Source organism: Dyadobacter sp. CY345 (assembly GCF_021502725.1).
Classification (GTDB): domain Bacteria; phylum Bacteroidota; class Bacteroidia; order Cytophagales; family Spirosomataceae; genus Dyadobacter.
This window is the reverse complement of the sequence record NZ_JAKFFS010000008.1, coordinates 112745-136758: the sequence shown is the minus strand read 5'-3', so window position 1 is coordinate 136758 and position 24014 is coordinate 112745. Positions and strand designations below refer to the sequence as shown.

The 24014-nt window shown below is 41.5% G+C and carries 19 protein-coding genes; 8 read left to right on the top strand and 11 right to left on the bottom strand.

The window, feature by feature from the left end; genetic code table 11:
* Positions 1 to 110: 110 nt before the first annotated feature.
* Positions 111 to 1130: an endonuclease/exonuclease/phosphatase family protein gene (locus tag L0657_RS27340; RefSeq protein WP_235154047.1), complete on the bottom strand. Its 1020-nt coding sequence runs from the start codon at positions 1128 to 1130 to the stop codon at positions 111 to 113.
* 245 nt (positions 1131 to 1375) lie between these two features.
* On the opposite strand from L0657_RS27340, the gene L0657_RS27335 reads away from it, so the two are divergent.
* The 5 genes from L0657_RS27335 (at position 1376) to L0657_RS27315 (ending at position 8667) form a co-directional block, all read left to right on the top strand.
* Positions 1376 to 2629, top strand: coding sequence for a GDSL-type esterase/lipase family protein (locus L0657_RS27335; RefSeq protein WP_235154046.1), 1254 nt, complete (start codon positions 1376 to 1378; stop codon positions 2627 to 2629).
* A 93-nt stretch (positions 2630 to 2722) separates the two neighbouring features.
* Positions 2723 to 6199, top strand: coding sequence for a PVC-type heme-binding CxxCH protein (locus L0657_RS27330; RefSeq protein WP_235154045.1), 3477 nt, complete (start codon positions 2723 to 2725; stop codon positions 6197 to 6199).
* Between the two features lie 130 nt (positions 6200 to 6329).
* A complete protein-coding gene (locus L0657_RS27325; RefSeq protein ID WP_235154044.1) occupies positions 6330 to 7088 on the top strand; it encodes a ThuA domain-containing protein in 759 nt (252 codons plus the stop codon).
* A gap of 157 nt (positions 7089 to 7245) precedes the next feature.
* Entirely contained in the window at positions 7246 to 8085 is an 840-nt protein-coding gene (locus tag L0657_RS27320; protein ID WP_235154043.1) for a glycosyltransferase family 92 protein, read from the top strand.
* Between the two features lie 168 nt (positions 8086 to 8253).
* Positions 8254 to 8667, top strand: coding sequence for a DUF6157 family protein (locus tag L0657_RS27315; protein ID WP_235154042.1), 414 nt, complete (start codon positions 8254 to 8256; stop codon positions 8665 to 8667).
* 39 nt (positions 8668 to 8706) lie between these two features.
* On the opposite strand, the gene L0657_RS27310 is transcribed toward L0657_RS27315, so the two are convergent.
* Positions 8707 to 10095 (bottom strand): alpha/beta hydrolase, encoded by a 1389-nt coding sequence (locus tag L0657_RS27310; protein WP_235154041.1) that lies wholly within the window; start codon positions 10093 to 10095, stop codon positions 8707 to 8709.
* Positions 10096 to 10388: 293 nt separating this feature from the next.
* On the opposite strand from L0657_RS27310, the gene L0657_RS27305 reads away from it, so the two are divergent.
* Both L0657_RS27305 and L0657_RS27300 read left to right on the top strand, forming a co-directional pair.
* The gene (locus L0657_RS27305) at positions 10389 to 10814 is read left to right on the top strand and encodes a VOC family protein (RefSeq protein ID WP_235154040.1); all 426 of its coding nucleotides are present in this window, start codon (positions 10389 to 10391) and stop codon (positions 10812 to 10814) included.
* A gap of 118 nt (positions 10815 to 10932) precedes the next feature.
* Positions 10933 to 11379, top strand: coding sequence for a glycine zipper domain-containing protein (locus L0657_RS27300; RefSeq protein ID WP_235154039.1), 447 nt, complete (start codon positions 10933 to 10935; stop codon positions 11377 to 11379).
* Positions 11380 to 11458: 79 nt separating this feature from the next.
* On the opposite strand, the gene L0657_RS27295 is transcribed toward L0657_RS27300, so the two are convergent.
* The 9 genes from L0657_RS27295 to L0657_RS27255 form a co-directional block, all read right to left on the bottom strand.
* The gene (locus L0657_RS27295; RefSeq protein WP_235154038.1) at positions 11459 to 12418 is read right to left on the bottom strand and encodes a DUF4886 domain-containing protein; all 960 of its coding nucleotides are present in this window, start codon (positions 12416 to 12418) and stop codon (positions 11459 to 11461) included.
* Between the two features lie 164 nt (positions 12419 to 12582).
* Positions 12583 to 13515 carry a D-2-hydroxyacid dehydrogenase gene (locus L0657_RS27290; RefSeq protein ID WP_235154037.1) on the bottom strand — a complete coding sequence of 311 codons (933 nt, stop codon included), beginning with the start codon at positions 13513 to 13515 and terminating at the stop codon, positions 12583 to 12585.
* A 123-nt stretch (positions 13516 to 13638) separates the two neighbouring features.
* A complete protein-coding gene (locus tag L0657_RS27285; RefSeq protein ID WP_409015116.1) occupies positions 13639 to 14739 on the bottom strand; it encodes a BamA/TamA family outer membrane protein in 1101 nt (366 codons plus the stop codon).
* 188 nt (positions 14740 to 14927) lie between these two features.
* Positions 14928 to 16025: a phytase gene (locus L0657_RS27280; RefSeq protein WP_409015114.1), complete on the bottom strand. Its 1098-nt coding sequence runs from the start codon at positions 16023 to 16025 to the stop codon at positions 14928 to 14930.
* Positions 16026 to 16057: 32 nt separating this feature from the next.
* On the bottom strand, positions 16058 to 17335 hold the full coding sequence (locus L0657_RS27275; RefSeq protein WP_235154035.1) for a right-handed parallel beta-helix repeat-containing protein: 1278 nt from the start codon (positions 17333 to 17335) through the stop codon (positions 16058 to 16060).
* Positions 17336 to 17362: 27 nt separating this feature from the next.
* Positions 17363 to 20122 (bottom strand): TonB-dependent receptor, encoded by a 2760-nt coding sequence (locus L0657_RS27270; protein WP_235154034.1) that lies wholly within the window; start codon positions 20120 to 20122, stop codon positions 17363 to 17365.
* 256 nt (positions 20123 to 20378) lie between these two features.
* Positions 20379 to 22055, bottom strand: coding sequence for a tetratricopeptide repeat protein (locus L0657_RS27265; RefSeq protein ID WP_235154033.1), 1677 nt, complete (start codon positions 22053 to 22055; stop codon positions 20379 to 20381).
* Between the two features lie 182 nt (positions 22056 to 22237).
* Positions 22238 to 22492, bottom strand: coding sequence for a hypothetical protein (locus L0657_RS27260; RefSeq protein ID WP_235154032.1), 255 nt, complete (start codon positions 22490 to 22492; stop codon positions 22238 to 22240).
* 180 nt (positions 22493 to 22672) lie between these two features.
* A complete protein-coding gene (locus L0657_RS27255; protein WP_235154031.1) occupies positions 22673 to 23257 on the bottom strand; it encodes a phosphatase PAP2 family protein in 585 nt (194 codons plus the stop codon).
* A gap of 259 nt (positions 23258 to 23516) precedes the next feature.
* Here L0657_RS27255 and L0657_RS27250 point away from each other — a divergent pair, with 259 nt between their 5' ends.
* A complete protein-coding gene (locus tag L0657_RS27250; protein WP_235154030.1) occupies positions 23517 to 23975 on the top strand; it encodes a hypothetical protein in 459 nt (152 codons plus the stop codon).
* Positions 23976 to 24014 lie beyond the last annotated feature (39 nt).

The window sequence follows — 24014 nt, the reverse complement described above, 5'->3', positions numbered from 1 at the left end:
TTCACTACGACGAAACAATTACATCGGTACATTGACATTACAACGAATTTTATTTCTCCGGGTGTTAAAATTCAGACGCGACGAACTGCATCTAAGATTGTTATTGCATTTCAGAAACCCGATAAAACAGGTAAAAGACCATTTTTCTTCATTGCCAGGATACTGTCATTTTTCTCATCACCCTGTTTCACAAGACTCCATTGAAACCTGGCACTAACCGGATGATGATCTGAAAGTGGCAGGCCCGTTTTAGTGGTGAATAAAATATTTTCAAGGCGGTAATCCTGTATCTGAAGTGTCAAATCTTTACTGCTTCGGAAAAGAATTTTATCGATCGTCTCACATGAATCAGTGACTGACAAAATATTATCATCAGGAAATTGTCTGGACATCTCAGGAAATTTCCCGTCACTCTTATGTGATAACCAGACATCTTCAAGTTTATTCTCAGTGTTCAATATTCCTACATTATCATAGAAATAACTGTAATGCGCATTCAGATCGCCCATCACAATGACTGCGTTTTCAGAAGAATGTTTTTTGATATAAGCAGATAATTGCAAAATATTTTTTCTTCGTGCCTCGGCAGCTGCATAGTGATTATTGGCGTTGGCGTGGACATTATAGAAATCAATAAAAACATTTTTCGCTACTTCTATACTGCTGTATGAAAACCCTTTGGGCGTAAAACAATCAGCTCCGGTGCAATCCTTCCACTTAATCCGACGAACTTCATGAACGGGATATTTGGAGAGCGTATTCAAACCGTCACCGAACGGTACTTTGCCTTTTGGAGTAGTCCGGTAAGGATGCAAATTCCCTCGCTGATAAAGATATTTGTTGTAATTAAAATCTTCCTGCACGTGGGCAATATCAAACTGATTTAAAATCCTTCCAATTTCAATCATACTGGAAGAACGCTCGGTTACAGCACTTGAAATAATTCCAGGCAACCCAGCCACATTATACGTGATCACGGAAAACTCACCCGCATCTGCGATTTTCAGCTCTGTGTTTTTTAGGGAGTAAACCGCCGAAGAGCCATTTGTTGGTTCTGTACTTGTCCAAAAGAAAACCAAAATAACCAAAGCGCCGGTGGTATACCTGTTTCTCGTAAAATAGGAAAGCATCTTTCTATTTTTATGTGGTCCACGAAATTACGATCGGGCTGTGAACAGGATTGTTCGTTAATGTTATTGAATCATTAAATATTACTTCCCCATCCTCAATAACAGGCAATCAGAGCATCGTAATTAATTTTTTATAAACAAGTCAGTGATCCACAGTAGGAATTATAATCTTACAGGCTTTTGTTTCTACGTTCATAATTTTGTTTCCCTATTTTCGCCAGAAATTGACATTAAAATTTCCCTACATGAGAATCGTAAGAGTTTCGGCTACTTCCGCATATTATCTTTTATTAATAATTTCACTGCTGGCAGGACCGGCGATTGCTCAAAACAAAACCTCATCAGACTCAAAAAAATCAGTTGACAACTTTGATCTGAAAGATGGCGATCGCGTCGTTTTTCTTGGAAATTCAGTTTTTGAAAACGATTTTGAGTTCGGCTACCTTGAACTCGCGCTTACTACAAAATTCGCTGATAAATTTGTGACTTTCAGAAACCTCGGATGGACAGGTGATAATGTATTTGGCGATGCCAGAAGTACATTCACTAACCCGCCAACGGCATATCAGCATTTGATTCAAAATATAATCAAGACACAGCCTTCCGTTGTTTTTCTCGCTTATGGCGGTGTCGAGGCGCAGGAAGGCCAAGCTGGGCTTTCCCATTTTAAAGATGGACTGAACAATCTTCTCAATAAGATCGATTCATTGGGTGCCAGGACAATCCTGCTTTCTCCCCTACCGGTCATATCAGCGGATTCTGCAATCGGAGCTGATAAACGGAATGCTGACATCCAGCTTTATTCTTCTGAAATTGAAAAAATCGCGTCGCAGCGGGGAAAAAAATTTATTGATCTGTATAATCCGGTCTTGCAAGTCAGTAAGAAATCCGTCATCACAGAAAACGGCATACATCTTAACGAAGCGGGATATTATTACCTGGCCGAAATTCTTGAAAATAATCTGGGTTTAAAATCAGATCCACAGCCTGCTGCGATCAATGTTTCTAAACAGTCGATCGAGACTTCTGAAAATATTAAAAAAATGAAAGAGACAAATGACCTTAATAATCTGAAATTTACGATCAATCAAAAGTATCTCCCACTGCCCGCGCCGAAATCAGGTGAATTGGTAAACAGCACTCCTCAGATCTTTAAAATTTCTGGTCTGAAAAAAGGATTTTATACACTAAAAGAAGATGGCTTCGACCTGATCACTGCTTCTGCAAAAGACTGGGAAACGGGAATTGAAATAAAGAACGGTGCCGCATTCAATCAGGCAAATCTGGTGAAAAATATGATCCTAAAAAAAAACGACTTATTCTTTTTTCAGTACCGCCCGATAAACGAAACTTATATTATTGGATTCAGGGCTTACGAGCAGGGTAAACATGTGAAAGATCTGGACGACCAGAGTATCCTGATCAAGTTTCTGGAAAGCCAGATTGCCATGGAGCGAATGCCGAAACCGCATATTTATCAAATATCTGCTTTAAAGTAATTACAATTTTTTGCCCGTTCAATCCAGCGGGAGCAGTTTATTATTCATCACAAATCATCGAGACGCTCAGACGCCTGGTCAATAGCAAAAAATATGAGGCCATTTAAATTTACTAAAACACTATATGGAGCCGTCATTATTCCGATGGTTCTTTTAACAACATCTTCCGTTCACCAGGCTACGGTGAAAGAAGATCCCGATCCGGACGTTCAGAAAGAGCTCGCGTCTTTTCACGTTGCCGATGGTTTCGAAGTGACACTCTGGGCAGCAGAACCACTGGTTGCCAAACCTATCCAGATGAACTGGGATGCTGACGGCCGTTTGTGGGTGGTGAGCAGTACTGCTTATCCGCATTTAAAAACGGGCGAAGAAGCCAACGACAAGATTTTTGTTATCGAAGACACTGATGGTGACGGAAAAGCAGACAAAACAACGATTTTCGCCGAAGGCCTGCTTACACCTACCGGAATTCTCCCGGGTGATGGCGGAGTTTATGTCGCCAACTCTACTGAAGTATTACATTTTTCCGATACGGACGGCGATGGAAAAGCAGATAAAAAACGCAGAGTTTTGCATGGTTTTGGAACCGGTGATGCACATCATTTAATCCATACCTTTCGTTGGGGGCCAGAAGGGAAAATGTATTTCAACCAATCCATTTACATTTTCAGTCATATTGAAACACCTTTTGGCGTAAAACGTCTGGAAGCCGGAGGCGTCTGGCAGCTAAATCCGAAAACACTGGAACTGGACGTGTATGCCCGGGGCGGAATTAATTTCTGGGGTTTGCAATTTGATCGTTGGGGACAGTCTTTCTTAACCGACGGAGCAGGTGGTGAAGGTATAAACTATGCTTTTCCCGGTGCTGCTTTCGCCGCGACGCAAGGTGCCGAACGTATTATTCGTGGCCTGAATCCCGGACAGCCAAAACATAGTGGACTGGATGTAATTTCAGGAAGCCATTTACCCGATACCTGGCAGGGAAGAATGATCACAAACGATTTCAGGGCGAACCGGATCAATAGCTTCAAACTTGAAGAACAGGGAAGCGGATATGCGTCCAAACAAATGGAGGATTTGATGTGGACGGACAATGTTGCTTTCCGGCCAGTAGATATAAATGTCGGCCCAGACGGTGCCATTTACGTTGCCGATTGGTATAACCCAATCATTCAACATGGAGAGGTGGACTTCTTTGATCCTAGGCGCGACCAGGAACACGGACGCATCTGGCGTGTTACTGCAAAAAATCGTCCGTTGGCAAAGGTACAGAAACTGAACAATGCCTCAATTCCGGTCCTTTTGGAGGCGTTGAAAGCACCGGAAGATCTGGTACGTTCTAATGCAAAACAAGTTTTGAAAGAACGTGGAGCGAAAGAAGTTATTCCTGTGTTGCAAAAATGGGTTGGTGCCCTGGACAAAAAAGATGCAAATTATGAGCATACTTTATTGGAAGCATTATGGGTTTTTCAGGCGCTGGAAACCGTAAATGAACCGCTGCTTACAAGCCTGTTAAATGCAGAAAGTCACAATGCCCGTTCATCCGCCCTGCGTACGCTGCAAGCTTGGCATTCAAAAATTGCCAATGTGCCTGCCATTCTCGAAAAAATGGTCAACGATGAACATGCACAGGTTCGTCTGGAAGCTGTCATTGCACTGCGGAAAACGAAAACTGCCGAGGCCTCCCGTACTGCTCTAAAGGTGCTTGACAAGCCGATGGATGAATTTCTCGATTTTGCGCTTTGGCAGACGGTACGCGAACTTCAACCGATATGGATGGCCAGATTAAAAGCTGAACCTGATTTCTTTGCAGATGCTAAAAAATCTGTTTTTGCCTTGAAGTCAGTTAGTTCGCCGGAAGCGGTATCACTTTTAATAAAAATATATCAAAAAGGTCAGGTTCCTTCTGAATATCAAAAGGATGTTATCAATGCCATTGCGAAATCAGGAACGGTCGCCGACTTGAATATGCTGCTGGATTTTGCGGTGCAGAACAAAGATAAAACACTGATTTTACAGCTGAATGCGTTAGAAGAAGCGGCGCGTTCAAGAAAACTTATACCAGATAATAATCCGGAGCGTATTGCCAATTTGATTGGAAATGAAGATGAAGCAGTTAGCCAGTCCGCCATTCGACTGATCGGATTATGGAAGCTTGAACAGCTCAGTGACCGCCTTTTAAGCCTGATTAAAACAGGAAATATCCCGACTAAAAAAACGGCGCTTTCTTCCTTGGCGGCTATCAATAAAACAAACGCACTAAAACTGGCGACTGAGATGGCTGGGCCTAAAAATGCTGCGGAAGTGAGGATCATAGCCACAGCACAATTAGCTGATTTCAACCCTGAGGAGGCTGCGCGTATTGGAACGGAGCTTATGCGAACACTTCCCGCGGATACGGATATGTCAGATATTTTCATCGCTTTGATTGGAAACAAAGCCGGAACGGAAGCGTTAACTGCCGCAATTAATTCAAAGAAAATCCCTGAATCCATTGCTAAAAAAGGCAGACAACTGGTTCAGACGCGCGTGATGTGGACGCGACAAAGGCAGACCGACGTGCTTGCACTCAAAGCTGCCCTCGAAAAATCCGGCGGAGCGATGCCCGCAGCAAAAATGGCTCAGGAACTTAATGACAACGAAATTGCTGGCCTGGCAAAAGTGATCAGTGAAAAAGCTGATCCGGAAAAAGGAGAACTGATTTTCAGAAAAGCGGAAGTCAACTGTACTTCCTGTCATGCAATCGGTGGCGCAGGCGGGCGTATCGGTCCTGATTTGAGCAGTCTCGGCACCAGCTCACCTGTGGAGACAATCATCCGTTCTGTGCTTTACCCAAATTTATCGATCAAAGAAGGTTACGATTTAAAACGGGTTTTGAAAAAAGATGGGACAGAAATGCTTGGGTATCTTGCCAGCGACGGCGCCTCAGATATTGTGATCCGGGACGTAACGGGAAAAGAAGTATCCATACCAAAAAGCCAGGTCGAATTAATGGAAAAGGTGCCTGGCTCATTAATGCCTCCGGGACTTACAGCAGGCCTGGATCAGCAGGAATTCATCAATTTGATTGGCTTTCTTTCAAAATTAGGTGAATCTGGTAATTACCGCGTACCCACAACCCGATTCGTTCGCCGTTGGAGCAGCGCAGTCCCAGGTAAAGAGCTTATGAAAAAACTAGCGGCAGAGGGAGTTACCTACGTTATAAAAGAAAACTCGAAAGTTGTTTTCGATCCGATATACAGCAAGGTAGCCGGTGACTTGCCCCTTAACGAAATTCCTGTTATTGAAGTCGCCGGTTCAAAACGTCTGAGTTTTATTCGTTTTGAGATTGAAGTAGTTACAAAAGGAACGGTGAATCTGTCTCTTAACACCACAACGGGTATACAAGCCTGGGTAGATGGAAAACCGGGAAAACTTTTACAAAACAGTTTAACAGCTGAACTTTTACAGGGAATTCATACGGTAACGCTGGCCGTAGATAGAAATCTGACGAAGGAATCGAATTTAAAAATTCAGTTACTGGACGCAGATGGAGGTAGTGCCCAAACACGGTTGGTAATGGGGAAATGATTTTTTGATAAAATTACCTAAGTATATTTCGTCTAACTTCATCCTTATATACAATGAAATCTTGGGGTATCATTTGACTTTATTATCCTCAAATCTCTTTAATTCCATTAAATTTTAATTTACAATAAAAATGTTAAAAAAATCACTGGCCCTACTTTTCGTCATTGCTACTGCGACCTTCGCTAACGCACAGCAGTTCAAGGTGTTACTTTTCTCAAAAACAGCAGGCTTTCACCATCAGTCCATTCACGAAGGAGTTGACGGAATAAGAAATCTGGCTGCAAGAAACAATTTCACTGTTGACTGGCAGGAAAATGCATCTGTTTTTAACGAAAAACAATTGAAAGAATATGCAGCGGTAATTTTCCTGAACACAACAGGTGACGTTCTTAATGATGAACAGCAGGCCGCTTTTGAAAAATACATTCAGTCTGGCAAAGGTTGGGTTGGTATCCACTCCGCTGCTGATACTGAATACGAATGGCCATGGTACACGAAGATGGTCGGCATGATGTTCAAAATTCACCCGGCACAGCAAACTGCTTATCTGGACGTAGTTGACAGCAATTTTCCAGGTCTTGAACGTTTCCCGAAAAGAATGTTGTGGACAGACGAGTGGTACGAATATCAAAAACCATACAAATCAAACGATCTGAAATTCCTGATCACGCTGGATGAGAAAACTTACGATGCGAAAACCAAATGGGGAGACAACGAAGGAAAAGGCATGGGAGATGTTCACCCGATGTCATGGTATCATAAATACGACGGCGGCCGCGCTTTCTACACTGGCCTGGGCCATATTGGATTAGTTTATTCTGACCAATCATTTCTTGACCACCTTTACGGAGGAATTTACTGGGCAGCAACAGGAAAAGGTATCAAGTAAAATATTTTATTTTTGATTTATTTTTTCGCCTTTCTTCTATCCGAAGAAAGGCGAAAAATTTTATAGCAAAAGGATAAAATATCTGAGTTTAACCCGCTGTAGCTGAACTTTCGGCTATTTTTTATTTTACTAGCAGCACATAGATATTTGAATACTTATGATTATTGGCGGTTTCAGAATTCAGGATTTGATACAACGTTTTACAAATCAAGAAAAAAAACAATCTTATTATTTAACAATTTGCTGCATTGTCAAAGACGAAAATGAGTATCTGAAAGAATGGATGAATTACCATATAAAAATCGGAATTGAGCATTTTTACATATACGATAACGAAAGTAAAATTGCTGTTTCGGAAACGTTGAAAATGCTGGGACTGGAAAACTATGCAACGGTCATAAAAATCTATGGAAAAGCTAAGCAGGTGACAGCATACAATGACTGCCTCAAAAGGCGGAGTGCTTTTTCTCAATGGATTGGATTTATTGACGCTGATGAATTTATCGTCCCGAAAAGTACCTCAGGCGACTTGCCTGGATTTTTGAAAGATTTCGAAAATGTAGGCGGTCTGGGCATAAACTGGCTTGTCTTTGGATCTAGCGGGTATATCAAAAGAACGCTGCGGTCGCAGTTACGAAGCTTTTTGAAGAGATCACAAGCAAGTTTTCCGATCAATAGGCATGTTAAATTAATCGTCCAGCCAAGGTTTGTGAAGCGTTCGATTGGAGCTCATTTGTTTAGTTACAAAAAAGGTCATTTCGCCGTGAATGAGCATTTCAGCCAGATAACCAGTTCATACTCAGACACCAGTGTAGACAAAATACAGATCAATCATTATTACTGCCGATCTTTGGAAGAATACCAGGATAAGGTAGAAAGAGGACTGGCAGACACTTCCAAAAGAACGAGAAAAATGGAAGATTTTCATAATCACGATCGCGAGGCCAACGCTGTTGAGGACAGGGCCATTCTGGAAATTCTTAATCGGGTTGAATGATTTCTCAAACTATTATCGAAATCAGACACTTGTTCAATAATTAAAAATAATTCCGAGAGAAAATGTTATTGATGCTCGGTAATATCGAACCTGACAGTTCTAAATAAATAATCAGATCTTAAATGGTATATTCGTTTATAGGCTGTACCATTATTCCAACGCAATGTCATGAAACAACATACCACCAACTATCAAAACACCTTCATTGAAATTGCGGAAGATTCTCCGGCAATGGGTGGGGAAATTCCACCGGTAAAGGCGGATAAAATAACGGTTGCCAATATCCAGTTTGACATGATTAGCAAACATCCATACAAGTTTACTTCTGACGACGTTTTGTTTAAAGTTTATGCGGAACGAAAAGATCTGACAGATAGCGAGCTGGAAGAATCAAGAAAAGAGTTTTTTTCCAAAGGGCAGGCATGCCTCCGCGCTTCACCGCTCACTAAAAGATATGGCTGGGGCGTTCACCATGATAAGGAAGGTAAAATAGCTTTGTATGGATATGGAACAGCCGAGTATAAGAAATTCGCCGGAGACAAAGAACTAAAAGTGGTCAGGGCGATGAAGTCTGGGAAATAAGAAACTCACGTCTTTATCTTACCTAAGGATTTCCGATTTCTAAACGATAAGCTCTTCCTCGGCTAATTTTGGTGATTTATTTAAAAGGCGAAGCACATGGTCAACTACGGGCCGGCATGTAAAAAGATACTGATGATGCGTCATGAGAAAGTGCCTGTTCCAGAAAGTATCCGGCAAAGCCAGTCCTTCATAGCTGGAATGTTCCCTTATGTTCGTAATCGTCCTGATCATATGCTCATCTTTGAGATTTCGAAACGGATAATACAACGGGTCGGCTTCCAGCTCTGTTTTCACCAGATCCTGAACATCAAAATAATTAAAACCATCCTCAGAAACCAGGCCGGAATCCGACGCATCAAACAATGCCCTTCCATAATTTCCCAGGTTGCGATAGTCAGTAGTTATACCTTCAATATCTGGTTTTGGGTCGAATTTCCCGTCTGATTTATTACCGTTAAACTTTTGTGTGCTTAGGTATAGTAAATAATCCAGTTCGTTGTAATAGACGTGTACATTTGCGCTAAGTTTTTTCAGCGGTGCCAGACTATACATAAAATGTTTGCCTCTTCTGGTCTTTTTCTGGTTCCGTAAAAATACCCCGTCCCTTTGAACAGCAAGATGCGTTATGTCAGGAGCCATCAAAAATACGTGCTCAAAAATGTTTTGAGGGATACGTGGCACATGATTGTCACCTGGATTAATCATTCCGTTAAGTAACTGGTGACCAAACGAATGCACAATCAAATTCAGACTTTTGCCTTCCTCTTTCAATGCGTCAGACAGCAATTTAAAATAATTAAAAAAATTCTTTCGCGTAAAATGCTCACCTGCTTGAATCGCTTTGTCATCAGCTTTTGTCCGCCAACCGGAAGAGGGCCATCCAAAATAAATAACTTTGGCAATAGTGTTTGCGGGATGGCTCATATAGCTCTGAACAAATGAAGCGGGAAGATCCAGTTTAAGTCCAGGCTCCCAGTCAAAGCCATGAATATAAATAAATACATGTTTTCTTTCGCTTTCAAGCTTTCTGACCGATTGCATCACAGCATTCACAAACGTATGCTCATCCCAGTGGTTGACCATAAATCTGCGTGTGTCGCTTGGGGTGGTAATTTGTGCGAAATGTAGCTTTTCCGGTGCACCTTCGTCATCTAGTGAAGGATTATTATTCTGATCAAGCTTACGGTAACATAGAAAAAAATGCGTTCTATCCGCTTCTCCAACGCCGGAATAAGGCTCAATTTCTACAAAGTGCGCGTCTACCTGAATACCATTTTCCAGGATATACCAGAGCGTTTGATTATCTTCATATTTCGCACGGGCGACCTGGACAACGTCACCTTTCATATAATATCGTGAAACATTGGGATTTACGGCCGGGCGTTGCGAGGTGTGATCTAAATCAGAATTTATGAGAGCTTTTATCATAATCATGTCTGAAAAGGTAGTACGCTAAAACCACTTCAAAAGAATAAAGAACTTTCAACAATACCTTAAAATAACCTCATAACTTATTTACCGTAAAATCAGATAGTTAGACCTTAAAGTTTTCAAATCCGCGGACAAAAAATCCCTGCTTGCGCTCTCTTTTCCTTTGTTTTCAGAAACGCAAATTTCGTCCTGATTACCCCCTGAAATGTCGTTTTATCCCCCCATTCTTTCAATAATAGTTTACTAAACTTGTGAGCAAATTATTCACTTGAACTAAAAAATTTTCAACAATGGACAACCAGATATTTCCATGTTTGTGGTACGATGGCAACGCGAAATCTGCAGCCGAATTCTACTGTTCTGTTTTTAAAAATTCAAGAATTATAGAGGATACGCCCATGGTCGTTATTTTTGAATTGAATGGAAACCGGGTTATGGGTCTGAACGGAGGACCACACTTTAAATTTAGCGAGGCTGTATCATTCGTTGTTAATTGTGAAGATCAGGAAGAGATCGACTATTACTGGGAAAAGCTGACGGCAGATGGCGGCCAGGAGAGCATGTGTGGCTGGCTCAAAGATAAGTATGGTTTTTCCTGGCAGATTGTTCCTGCGATTATTTCCAAATTAATGTCTGATCCAGAAAAAGCACAGCGCGTAATGCAGGTGATTATGGGAATGAAAAAACTTGACATTCAAAAGCTTGTCGACGCATAACCATATCCGAAAATGGACGTAAATAGTTTTTTTCCGCGACAGTTCATCGCTATTCGGTATCAGACTGGCATGATTTTAGGACTTAATATAGATTATTGAGAAACCTAAAATCTATACTATGAAATCGATCGTTTTAATTTTCAGCGCAGTTTGTTTTCTATTTGCTTGCGATAGTGGCTCAAAATCAGAGTCCGCGGCTCTTAAAGCCAAACAAGCCACCATTGATTCAATGCAAAATGTACTGGCTAAAAAGGCAGTTGTTGATTCAATGAACGCAGTAATGGCGGATCGTGAAGCGAAACTGAAAGCGCAAAATGAGGAAAATGACAAGCAGATTGTAGCAAATAACAACGTAGCTCCGGTTGCAACTCAAAAGAGAAAAGGTTGGAGCCATACTGCCAAGGGTGCCGTTGTCGGTGCCGGAACGGGGGCAGTTACAGGAGCAATCATTAACAAAAAACGTGCGGAAGGTGCAATAGTGGGAACTTTAATCGGTGCTGGCGTAGGTGCCGGAACAGGCGCATTGGTTGACCGATCAAAGAAAAAGAAAAACGGATCAAATTAATAGATTCGGCTTGATATATTGATTATAAGAACGGGCGTGCAAATTAATGCGCGCCCGTTTTGTTATTAATGCCAATCAATCACTTTTTGATTTCTGTCGTCAGGTCTGCTGCTGTTTGTCTCAAATTCTCAGCAAAACCTTCGTCGACATTTTCCGGCAAAAATTTTAATTTGGCAGGTGTTTCATCAAAAAGAACTCCATACCAAACCAAACCTCCGAGAAAACATCCGGCCTCATTGGCATGATTTGAATCAAAAGCTATCTTCCCGCTTTTATCCCAACGATAGCCTGCATGAAGCGAGTTCGTTTGATTTGGGAGTTCGGGAGACTTTGCCAAGTCAAATTTAAATGTCGAGTCAGGTTTATAAGCTGTTTTGGAATCAGAATTGATTTTCCAGAAAGCATCACCAACCGGAATTATTTCTATTCCTAATGCTTTGGCAATATCATGGTAAGCTGCCCTTGATTGTTCCCACATTTCTTTCGCGCTTGCCGCAAATTGATCATGCGCCGTTTGCGTAAACTGCTTGGAATCGATCCGGTAAGCCCATGTTTGATGCATCATGATTTTCGCATCGGGCTGGATAGATTTTACCAGGTCAAAAAGTTTCTTCGCATAAGGCATATACGTTTTCACATCACCGGAATTCATAGAATTTTGTTGAATGGTCACGACGTCCCATTTCCCAACCGACAATAATTCCCGCAGCGACTTCCCTTCGTATGCTTTGCCTTTAGGATCTTCCGGATTTTTCTCTGCGGCTTCCGCAATTTCCCAATGCCGTTGTAACGAACATCCTCCAAGTTCTGCACGCCCTATCTTTAAAGGATGGCCGCCTTCTTTGGCAAGTTGAGGTAAATAGCGCGTAGCATTTTGCGAGAAACTATTTCCAATCAGAAACAACCGAAGCGTATCACTTTTGATCAGAGGATTCCGTAAATTCTCTGCCGAAGCAAAATTCGCCAAAAATAAGATCGTCATCAGCACCAGCGGTCGAAATATTCTGCCCGAGGCGTTTTTATCAAAATTATAGTTCATTCGTAATAGGTTAAAGTGAATCAGACTTTCTAAACGAAAATCAATTAACTAAACTACAACGGCATTTATCGGATTACAAAATAATTCGAAGCTAACTAGAAACGGCCCGAAGTCCGGGCCGTTTTCTATGCAATAAAAAGTCGTTTTTCCACACCATCAGATATTCAATATCCGTCCGAGAGCTTCACTTCATTTTCCATTTTTTTCCCGCCAAGATATTGTTTAATATTCTTGACAAAAACCTCCACTTTATCTCTATTCCTATGGTTATGAGCTGCTCCGGTGTGTTGCGTTAAAATTACGTTACTCATTGTCCACAGTTTACTGCTTTTTGGCAATGGCTCAACTTCGGTTACATCCAGAACCGCTCCGAGTAAACGTCCGCTCTTAATGGCTTTGATCATTTCCTCTTCATCTGTCGTATTCCCCCTTCCTACGGACGCGTAAAGGCTTCCTTCCTTCATCGCTTCAAAAAACTTGGCGGAAACATAATCTTCCAGATTGCCGGGCAATGTATTAATAACAAGATCAGTTTCCGGCAATTCTTTCAACAGATCTTCAAATGAATGAATATCAGCGTCAGGATCGCTTTTAGCTGTCGTCTGCACCTTGCATCCGAATGCTTTCAAGACCTTCTTTGCATGTGCTGAAATTGCTCCGGAACCGAGGATAATTACCTGCTTTTCTCCAAGTATGTGCAGTGAAGGCTCTGCTTCCTCTCCTACCCATTTCTTTTCAAGCTGGTTTCTTACCATACTGTGAACGCCACGGTAAAACGCTAAAACGCCGCTAATGATTGTTTCTGCCACCGGCACAGCAGATATGTCACCAACGTTGGCTACCTTTCCTTTGAAGTCAACATCCTTGTATTGCTCAAAACCCACATGTTCAAGCTGCCAAAATTTTAGTGAAGACGAAACTTCATTAATCGACTCAACCGGCGGATTTCCAACCAGAATTTCTGCATCTTTCAATGCATCAGCTAACTCCGATTCTGAGATATCCGATTTGTATATAAGTTCAGTTTTATCAGGTAATTGTTTTTTAAAGTCTTCCCGGTCTTTTTCGTCAAAGTCAACGTACAATAAGATTTTCATTTTCAACTGGTTTGAATCGTGATGAAGTGGTTGTGCGGAAATAATATCCCTTCACAACTTATATGACTACCAGTTTAAAATACTGTTCCAATATGACGAAAGCAGCGAATAAAGAATTATTCGTCAGAATGCTTCGCCTGTGAAAAGATAGATTCCAGGTCCTTCTTTCGTGAACCCAACGTCCATACGGAGGAAAATATCCTTCTTAGGAAAAAGCAAATATCGCAGCCCTACGCCACCGGAAGGGCGAATATGTTTCCAGCTAAACTCATTTATTTTCGGAGCAACCACAGCAGCGGCAGCGAAAACCGTTCCCCCAAAACGCTTACTGAACCTAAATGGCAGCCAGCGATGCTCGGTTTGAAAAGCGAGCATATTTTTGTCCCGATATCGCCCGGAATAATATCCACGCATAATCATTTCCCCACCCATCAGTGCCAGCTGATTGAAGGGTACATTTCCTGATAAAAAATTCCCATACAATTGCCAGGCAAGTACGTTTCTAGAATTGGTAGGATGTGATGAGCGAATATCCAGGTTTACTCCGTAAAATTTATAGTCACTGCCCAGCTTGGGAGCATATTGTAAAAATGATAATTCACTAAAAAGTCCCTTTCGAACATTAAGAACGTTGTGGCGGTTGTCATACACAAGAGCGGCTCCAAGACCGATATTTCTCGTACCATCACTACCCAACGGTGCTTCATATTCATGGTTACCTTCGGGCTGATTGAAACTGGTATTATACAATTGCTGATAATCAATCTCCGGCCCAATGAAAAGGTTAGGAACGATTTTACGAAGAACACGTTGTCTTAACAGCAGATAATTTGCATCAATCAGTGCCGGTTCGTGGCCTGATGTTTCGGGACCAATTCCGTAGTATAATAATGGGAAACGCTGAAATCTGGTTCTTCCCAGAAAAAACCATTTATCCTTATCCCCATAAATCGCATTATCCAGCCAGATACCGTATTGTGCTTCGAGTGTAATAAAAGTAAAAGCCTGGATTTCACTCAATCGGTTCAGCGTATCATTCTTCGCCTGAAAAAGCAGCAACGAAGAAAAACCGAACTCAAAGCTAGTTTCGGGCGAATAAGCAAGTGTTGGATAAATTCTGAAACTGGGTTTCCCTGGTGAGGTAGTATCAGAGATCGCTTTCTGAACTACCCGTTTGATCCATCCGGGTTTCTCCTGGCCAAAAGCTGCATCAAAAGGAGCGATTAATAAAAAAAGCAGGCAATAATATCTTAAATTCAAGAGGCTGTGCTGTATTTAGTGTTGACATTAAAATTAAATTAAAAAATCAAGCCAGCCATATTAATTTTCAAGAATTGAACTCAACTTGCTAAAAACAAAAACGGAACTTTCGCAAGTCCCGTTTTTGTACAATAAAGAATTTGATTATTGTTCTAATTCTTTTCCTTTTCAATCGATTTAAGAATGGTTCCAGCAATGTCTTCCCAGCGGTATAAGTGAAAAGTTTTATCATCGCTCATGGCTACAAAAAGTCCGTTTTTAAAATCGTCGTTTAAAGGCACGGAAACCATTTCGGAGCCATCACTATGAGACGCTTTCACTTTGACCGTTTTTAAAAGTAAATGGCTTTGCGCGTTATCACTTTCACCCTCTCTGCTAAATATCTGAAACTGGTTGGCCCCCTGATCAGATACCAACAAATACCCGGTCGAATCTGTTAGTTTGTAAATAGATAAACCTTCGTGATCCTCAGTAAAACCTGTTGTTGCGAAGAGAGCAAGCTCCTTGTTACCCTTTTCCGGATCGGCGTAATATTTATGAACGCCTTTTCCTTCATCGGAATAATAAATATAACCGAGCTCATCATCCACAACAATCGACTCAATTTCTTTTAGCCCGCTGTATGTTCCGAACTTGCGCGCCAAAGTGGCCTTCACCTTTCCCGAACCATCGTCTTCCAAAAGATATTGCCAAAGGTAAGTCCCATCAGTCGGACCAGTTTTTCTACCGGCAATCGCATAAATCTTACCGGATTTATTTTTATAAAGCGCGATACCCATTAAATCCCGTCCGCCTTCGAGGGTTTCTCCCTGGTAAACTTCGACTCCTCCACCGTCAACCGGTTTCATGTCAGGTAGTGAGTAGATGCGAAGTTTGTGCGTGAAACGCTCACTGACCACGGCTATGTCAGTTAGTTTCCCTCCTAACATAAATCCATATTCAATATCCACATTATTTGGTCTTTTCAGTCCGCGGATCACTTTGTCTTTGACGATTTTACCTTTCAAATCAAAAACGTACAGTCCGCCATCTTCATCCTTATCAGTTCCCAGGATCAAACTTTGCGACGGGTCCGCGGGATTTATCCAAACCGCAGGATCATCCGTATCGTGCGCCACCGTATCCGATATATATAATGGTTCAATAATCTTGACAGAGTCTGTCACAGGAGAATCAGCAATATCCTTTTTCTCCTGGCAAGACACGGAAAATATACTCAGAACGCTTAGAAAGCTAATCAGTAATTTCACAGAATTAATTTAAATGGATCGAAAATTTACAATTACTTGGTTCCAAAAGCACCGATGAAGTTTGCCGGAGCAGGGGATTTATAGGTTACGCCATTGACAACAATTCCGTTTGCGAACAGACGTGTGAAGTCAGTTTTACCTTTGCTCAATGCAGGTGAACCAGCTTGCAAATGGAAATCCCAGCTTGTATTGAAGGCAGCATTCTGTGTATCAGTGTTCAACGGATAATTCACAAATTTCGGATCATTCTCGGCCGCTTTGGCTGAAATAATATCATTAACCCCTTTTACGATTTCGTCTGATGGCTGAAACTGATCAGTCGTAGTCTGGTTGTTACCGTAGTAAAAAGTATTGCTGATCACCGAACGAGCATCTTCCGGAGCACCTTTATCTCTCTTAATTCCATAACGGTCGTTCGCTAAAAGATTATTGTAAAGATCAGCACGAACCGATTTTTCCAGCCAGATCGAACCACCTTTTGTCGTCGGTCTTCTCCATCCAGCGTTGACGATCGTATTGTTATATCCGACCACATAAGCCTGCGGCGTACGGTCTCCCGAATTTGACAATTTCAATGCATTGGTGTTTGGACTATATACTACGTTAAAAGCCACATCAGCCTGAACACCTGATTTAATATTAATCGCGTCACCACCAGATACTCCTGTTGTATAGAAATAATTATTGGCGATAATGACTTGTCCACCTTCAATATAGAATCCGTCTTCGTTAAAATTACGAATGATGCTGTTGGTAACGACAAGCTTTCCACTAATATTTGGATAGTAAAGAACCGGAACATGTTCACCTGCTGCTGCCTTGTAAAGTCCGGCTTTTACAGAAGGAGATTCTTCGGTAGTTACCGCTCCGCCGTATTCAAGAATTGTGTAGCTCAAAACAAATTCACTCGATTTTGGCCCTGCAATAAGTCCGCCCCAAAGATTACCGAACTGGTTTTTTGCTGTTTTCCAACTATCAGGAACGGTAAATTTTACAGGAGCTTCGGCGGTGCCAAGACTATACAAGTTTCCTTTAACTACCACTTCCGGCTTAACAACGGAGTCGCTAAAAAGGACTGTAACACCTTCCTGAATCGTCAAAGATTTCCCTTCCGGAATCTGAATATGCCCTGTGATCTTATAAGTTCCGCCCTTCGTCCACGTGCCCGAAACTTCACCGGAAACTGACTCTTGAACTACCGGAACTTCCACTGACGGTGCCGGTTCAGAATTATCACTATCACAGCCTGCCAGCGCAAGCATTGCCAAAGAGGCATAAGCGAAAAGATTTTTCATTTTAAATTCGTACATAAGATAATTGTTTTAGATAAATATTGTTTAAAATTTATATCGAACTCCCAGGAGATAAGATCGTTGGTAATAATCGCGGCGCATCAAAGTCTTTGTTGAACTGCCCTGCTCAGGAACATTTAGATTTGCTGCACTAACATTTTTCATATAAACTTCCATTGGCGTATTCAACAGGTTATTCGCCTTCACAAAAATGCCAAAGCCGCTGGAAAATGTCTTATCAATAGAAGCATCCATTTGAATGAAACCCTTCTGCCACAAGTCGTTATCAAGGAATTGAGATACCGTATTGATCCGGTCGCCGGTGTAACCTGCCGCCAATTGCCCATCTATCCCTCTTTTAGCATTTTTATATAGCAAAGAAAGGTTTGCAACATGTGCCGACTGACCATAAAGCGGTCTGGACTGGTCAATATTGATTGTTTCAAGATCACCACTTTCGTTTCTGATCCTTTGTGATTTTGGCGTGGTAATCTTTGAATGTGTGTAGGTGTAATTGGCCTTTATACCAAACATTTTAAAATACCGGATATAGTCGATTTCAATCCCGTAGTTATTGGCATTTCCAAAATTCCCCGGCGCGTAAAAGATATCCTGACCACGAACCGCATCACGCTGTAAAGTATATTCGATCGGATCTTTGATATGTTTGTAAAAAAGACCAACCATAAACTGGTCCGAAGCATTCGGGAAAATTTCATACCGAAGGTCAATATTATCAGCGATAGCTCTTCTCAAATCGGCGTTTCCCCGTTCCTGATATTCCTCCTGCACAATGCGGTAAGGAACAATTTCAAAGAAACCCGGCCGGTTTACCGACCTGAAATACGAGGCTCTAAGATTGACGTTTTCTCCGGTTTTGTATTTAAAATGAAGACCTGGCAAAAAATCGGTATAAACCTGACTTCCAACAGGGCGATCTTCACCTATCGGAAAAAGCATGCTGTAACTCTGATCGGTTGCCTCTATACGAACGCCCCCGAGCACTTCCAGATTGGATGCTTCCGCCTTGACCTGAACATATCCCGCTTTAATTTGCTCAGTAGCGTCATAATTTAAAGCAGTCGCCACTGCGCCTCTCGGATTCTGGATTGTCCACTGAACCTGAGTGTATTCCGTAAAATCAGTCCCAAACTGCGCGAAGAGATCCGTCGGTCTCAACTGATAATTGTTATAGAAATTCGTCCGGGCTTTATCCCTGAACAAACCGCCCGCCATGTATTCCAGCTGCATATTTCCGACAGGCTGCGCATAGGTAAGGTTCAGGTAAGCGGAAATATCCCTGTCCGAATTGTGCTCCCATCTTCTGGACGCATCACCGACAGTTGTTTTGGTGTCAACGAAATTTTTACGAATTCCTAATAGCGGCACCGTGACATTGTCCGGCACTTCATTGGTCGCTTTTGAATAAACGGCCGACCATTGCAAACCCAGTTTCTCTGTAAGTTGATGTTTTCCCTGCAAAGTACTGTTAAAAATTTGCTGGCGCGTCAGCCTCGAACGTGTTGAAAAACCCAGCGTCGCATTACCCAAAACCGGATCATATCCACCGATAGTAAGCTGTGTTGATTTCACATCTCTCACCTGGACATTGGTCAGATTCATAAAAGCATTGTAAAATTGAATCTTGTGTCTGTCATTAAATCTGTAATCAATTTTTGAATGAAAACCATAGCGGATTTGCTGCTCCGAATACTGGCGTTCGTTCATTTTGGTTAATGTTTCACCACGTTGGGTGTCTACCGTTTCAGAGTCAAAAAACAAACTGTTGCTTCCTCTGAACGTGTTCTGATAACTTCCAGCCAAAAGCACACCCAGTTTTCCGTTCAAGAACCGGTTTCCAATTGCCATGCTGCCGAGCAAATTCGGCAATGGTTTTTTTGAATTATAATCAATCGCCGCTTTTGAAAAGTCAGCCGGTGTTGCGTTGTATTGAGAGCCATTTCTCTCGTAAGGCGATTTTGACTGAATATTTTTATAATCATAACTCATGAAATCACGCTCCATGAAAAGTTCATTATAACCACCTGAAACGTTAGCTGAAAACGTAAAACGGTCTGGCGCATCTTTCATCACCATATTAATTGCCCCACCGACGGCATCACCTTCCATGGACGGCGTTAAAGCTTTATAAACTTCCAGGCGGTCGAGCAGATCAGATGGAAAAATATCCAGTGGAACGTAACGGTATTTGTTATCCGGACTGGGAATTTTCACGCCATTGACCAGTGTGTAATTATACCGTTTATCCATTCCTCTAAGGATGGCATGTTGTCCGTCACCATTGCTGTTACGTTCCAGCGTCACGCCAGAAACACGCTGGATCACATTGGCCACAGTCAAATCCGGCGATATCTGGATCGTTTTTCCTGACACGATGTTCATGACCTGATCGGCATTTCGCTCCAATGAACGAGCAGTCTGATCCGCCGAACCATCACGTTTTCCGACTACCGATACCTCATCGAGTTTCAAATTCTCAGCCGCTCCAAGAGCCATATCTAATTGCAATAGTTCTTCCTCTGAAATTGAAATTTCTTTCTGAACAATGGCGTAGGAAATATGACGAACGATCAGTTTGTAAGTTCCCTTTTTTACATTTCGAATCGTGAAACTTCCATCAAGTCCTGAGACATCCTGGTAACTTGTTCCTTCCAGCATCACCACAACGCCAAGCGCAGGTTCACCGCTCGCAGCTTCGGTCAATTTCCCTCTTAATGTTCCTGCAAACACAAAAGAAGAGCATGAAATAAAAACGGCCAGACACAAATAAAATTTATAACTCATCTTTCAAATTCGAATCGGTTAATGATTAAGGCAAATAATTCTGCCTGTTTTAAACAACGATACGAAGGTGAGCAAAGAAATCGCCGGGATGCAAATCGGCGCCGTTAACAAAAGGGAAACAACCTCATTTCAGGCGTTACAAGAAGGCAACAAATGGAAAAATAACTATATATTTGTTTGATTATTAGATATTTATCTCGTAACGCATATCCATTATCTTTGTGTTATCTTAGTATTATCTAAATGTTAAGACGAATCAAATGGATTGAATGAAGTTGGAAAGATTTTCTCCCTGCGGCAGGTTTAACTTTTTTCTAAGTCTGTGGCGCATCACACGCAGACTATCCTGAGAGACGGCGAGCAACGTGGATATATCAGAGGAGGTATGATTCATTTTCATCAGCGCTATCAGGCGCAGATCGTTCGAAGTGAGCGGACCGGATTGTTGCTGTAAACGGTCAAAAAAGGATTGGTGAACCTGCTCAAAAATCCCACGAAATTCTTCCCAATGCTGGTCATCGCTGAGCCCTGCACTGATTTGATCTGACAACTGCTTGATCTGTTTTTTCTGGTCGCGTTTGTCATCTTTAACCAGCCCTTCCAATTGTGCCTGCAAGTCTTCGAGCTGCTGATTTTTGCGGATAACGTGCAGCGTATAACTGCTTAATTCTTTGGTTTTAATTTCAAGTTCCTGTCTGAGATTTTCCTCCTGCAACTTTTTGTTTTCAAGCTCCACTTCCATCAGCTGGTTTTGGGTTAGATATACCTGCTTATTTTGTTCGTGAAGTTTTTGCTCATTTTTGATCTTCAAACGCTGCCTGCTGATGATAAGCCCTGCAATTAAAATAACCAAAACAATCACAACGCCGGTTGCTATACTGATAAGCAAATCTGTCTTTCTGGCTAATGTCAATCCTTCAATTTCCTTATCTTTTTTTTCTATTTCATATAAAGTTTGCAATAAAGCGAGTTGCTTGTTGCTTTCCTCTGAATAAATATCGTTCAGGAATTTTCTGCTTAACGACAAATAATAAAATGCGCTATCATTTTTATTCAGGAAGTTATATCCCTTTCCAATATCATTGTAAGCCCCGGAAAGCTGGTAATATTCTCCCGTTTTCTCAGCCATCGCAAGTGCCTGCATACTAAAATTTAGACCCTCCCGATAACGACCCGTTTTCCGCAACACATCACCCAGATTATTCAGCACCTCAATTTGCGCCCTGTCATTTTTCTGCTGCTTATTGAGTACATAGGCTTTATTAAAATACCAGTAAGCTGAATCATACTTTTCCTGGTCTTCATAAATACTGCCGATATTCTCATATATTTTGGCAGCACCGTCTTTTTGATTGATCTGCTCGTAGGCCTGCAACGCTTTTCTTTGAAAAAAGAATGAGCTGTCATACAATTGCCGTTTCTCATACAAATGACCTATATGCCCATAAATATTTGCCTTGCCCGCTTCGTCTTTTAGGTTTTGGTAGTGAGAAAGTGCCTCATCAAATTGTTTTCTGGCCAGGGAAGTTTGGGTGGTCCGGTAATAAAGCTCACCAAGTGTTCCCAGGTTTTCAGCAAGCAATATCATTTGTTTCTGTTTACGAAAAATGTTATCCGCTTGCAGAAGATAGTCCAGCGACTGTGGATAATGCCCGGAACTGAATAGAAGTTTACCAATCTGGTGAAGATATTGTGCCGCTTTCACCTGATCATCAATTTTTACGGCTTTGTTATATTGTTCTTTTAAAACAAGCAAAACTGAATCGGGCCTGCTGAAATTATTATGAAGCTGTTCGTTATTTTCTTTGGAGTGATCTTGTGTTTCAATTTGCGCGAAAGAAAAATTGCAGAAAAAACCGCAGCAAAAATGCAGCACCAGAAAGGTCAGAGACTTGTATTTTTTGAAAAAATAAAACAGGGCAACGTAATTCATAACAATTTTCCCAACGATTGAATCTGATCGCAAGTTAATGCCATCCGTTCAAAAATCCCTTACCTTATTGATAAGGGTATTTCGCAGTGCTATAAAATTCTTCTAGAAAGGTGTTGTTGAAATCAACAAATCGCATCCGGTCAGCAGTAAACTGGACCGGACGCGGAATCTGCTCAAAAAAATTATTGATCCGACAAATCCTTGCCAGTATCCTTTTCAGATTCTGTAATCGGCTTTTTCTCTTTTACCTTCTCATCCGCTTTCTTTAGTGCCTTCTTCTTTTCTTTTTCAAACAATTCAGATAGCTTCTCGCCAAGTTTTTCGGCGGATTTTTCAATTCGCTTTTTCGCCTTGTCAGATAATACATAAGAAGGCGCAAGCGATGATTCAATAGCTTTTGCAATGACAGTTTCCAGTGATTCCTTTTTCAAATTCATATCCGGGATAAATAATGTTAGACACTGCAAGTTGCTCTATTTTTAAAATACCAAGATGACGAAATTGTAAACTTTACGTTGTCAAACTAGAAAATCTTACTTCGAAAAAATTCCAGATAAAAACAAAAATAGTTTGCTTCCTGCGCTAAATTAGTGCCAAGTTGTCATCAAAAAAGTGACCTAATCCTTTGGCCGAATAAACCCGAAACCTATTGCAGTACCAGCCCCCAATAAGGCCCCTGCCGCAACATCAGAAGGGTTATGAACGCCCAAATACATGCGGGAATATCCGACAGTGCTCGCCCAAATGAAAGAAGGCGCAGCAACATACCATTTTGGATATGCCATCGTAAGAGCCGTCGCCGTACTGAAAGACGCAGAGGTGTGCCCTGATGGGAAGGAATATTGGGACGGTCTCGTTATCGGCGTGAGGCTTATATGTACCAAAAATGGCCTCGGTCGTTTGAAAATAGCCTTCAATGCGAAATTCAAGATTGCAGTCGATGCTGTGCTGCTTGCTATATAAAATGCATTTTGACGCATATCTTTATTCTGATCAATTATTCCGCCGATAAGAAGTCCGGCTGGCACAGCGAGATTTACATAATTATTTGCGTCAGAAATACCTTTCAAAATCCTTGTCTGATTTTCTGACCGTGTTGTTTCTATTTTTTGCAGCACGCGCAAATCGAATTTATCGACGCCAGTCTGCGCCTTTACGGTGAAAAAGCAAAAAATATAACAGGTCAATAATACATTTCTCATCGTCATTGAACAAATAATCGGTAATTTCCGACAACCCAGTTTTTTTTCAGCTACATGAATGATACAGTCATTTAAGGATCTTTGTTCCCAATTCAACTGATCCAAGTGATTTCAAATCCACGATTTATTTAAAAATGACTATAATCATAAACTCAGCGTTGCCGGGTCATATTTCCCGCTGTAAGGTTAGCTCATTTTTGCAAAGCTTTAGAATCCGAAACTACGGACCGGCAAAATCATGATCACAAACTAACAACGTATGAAAAAATCACTTTTTCCTTTATCCGTGCTCACGGCTTTTTTACTTGCCTCATGCAATTCAAGTCCCACGCAGAACTCGGCACTTGATACGAAAAGTTCTGACAGAGACAGTACTTTCAATATCTGTTACTCCTCAATACTGAAAAAGGATACGGTTATGATGAATGCGCTCATGTATGGCGACAGTATTAAAGGCAGTCTTGGCTACAAACTTTATGAAAAAGATGAAAATAACGGCTCGTTTTTTGGAAAAATGTTTGGAGATACGTTGAAAGCGATGTGCACATTCAAAACAGCAACTTCCGAAAGTGTGCAGCAGGTAATATTTCTACGAAACGATACATTGTTGATTCAAGCTTCTGGTGAACATATCGAACAAAACGGGAAAATTGTATTCTCGAAACCAGACCAAGTGCGGTTCGACGGCCTGATTTTATCGAAAGTTCCTTGTAAATAAGCGATATTACAGATCATCTTTGTCGGGTATGATTCTATT

What these genes read in the sequence shown, in the direction of transcription:
- L0657_RS27320 (WP_235154043.1), top strand. Translation starts at nt 7,246, where the DNA reads ATGATTATTGGCGGTTTCAGAATTCAGGATTTGATACAACGTTTTACA.
- L0657_RS27335 (WP_235154046.1), top strand. Translation starts at nt 1,376, where the DNA reads ATGAGAATCGTAAGAGTTTCGGCTACTTCCGCATATTATCTTTTATTA.
- L0657_RS27260 (WP_235154032.1), bottom strand. Translation starts at nt 22,492, where the DNA reads ATGAATTTGAAAAAGGAATCACTGGAAACTGTCATTGCAAAAGCTATT.
- L0657_RS27310 (WP_235154041.1), bottom strand. Translation starts at nt 10,095, where the DNA reads ATGATAAAAGCTCTCATAAATTCTGATTTAGATCACACCTCGCAACGC.
- L0657_RS27300 (WP_235154039.1), top strand. Translation starts at nt 10,933, where the DNA reads ATGAAATCGATCGTTTTAATTTTCAGCGCAGTTTGTTTTCTATTTGCT.
- L0657_RS27295 (WP_235154038.1), bottom strand. Translation starts at nt 12,418, where the DNA reads ATGAACTATAATTTTGATAAAAACGCCTCGGGCAGAATATTTCGACCG.
- L0657_RS27305 (WP_235154040.1), top strand. Translation starts at nt 10,389, where the DNA reads ATGGACAACCAGATATTTCCATGTTTGTGGTACGATGGCAACGCGAAA.
- L0657_RS27290 (WP_235154037.1), bottom strand. Translation starts at nt 13,515, where the DNA reads ATGAAAATCTTATTGTACGTTGACTTTGACGAAAAAGACCGGGAAGAC.
- L0657_RS27315 (WP_235154042.1), top strand. Translation starts at nt 8,254, where the DNA reads ATGAAACAACATACCACCAACTATCAAAACACCTTCATTGAAATTGCG.
- L0657_RS27340 (WP_235154047.1), bottom strand. Translation starts at nt 1,130, where the DNA reads ATGCTTTCCTATTTTACGAGAAACAGGTATACCACCGGCGCTTTGGTT.
- L0657_RS27265 (WP_235154033.1), bottom strand. Translation starts at nt 22,055, where the DNA reads ATGAATTACGTTGCCCTGTTTTATTTTTTCAAAAAATACAAGTCTCTG.
- L0657_RS27250 (WP_235154030.1), top strand. Translation starts at nt 23,517, where the DNA reads ATGAAAAAATCACTTTTTCCTTTATCCGTGCTCACGGCTTTTTTACTT.
- L0657_RS27330 (WP_235154045.1), top strand. Translation starts at nt 2,723, where the DNA reads ATGAGGCCATTTAAATTTACTAAAACACTATATGGAGCCGTCATTATT.
- L0657_RS27275 (WP_235154035.1), bottom strand. Translation starts at nt 17,335, where the DNA reads ATGTACGAATTTAAAATGAAAAATCTTTTCGCTTATGCCTCTTTGGCA.
- L0657_RS27270 (WP_235154034.1), bottom strand. Translation starts at nt 20,122, where the DNA reads ATGAGTTATAAATTTTATTTGTGTCTGGCCGTTTTTATTTCATGCTCT.
- L0657_RS27255 (WP_235154031.1), bottom strand. Translation starts at nt 23,257, where the DNA reads ATGAGAAATGTATTATTGACCTGTTATATTTTTTGCTTTTTCACCGTA.
- L0657_RS27325 (WP_235154044.1), top strand. Translation starts at nt 6,330, where the DNA reads ATGTTAAAAAAATCACTGGCCCTACTTTTCGTCATTGCTACTGCGACC.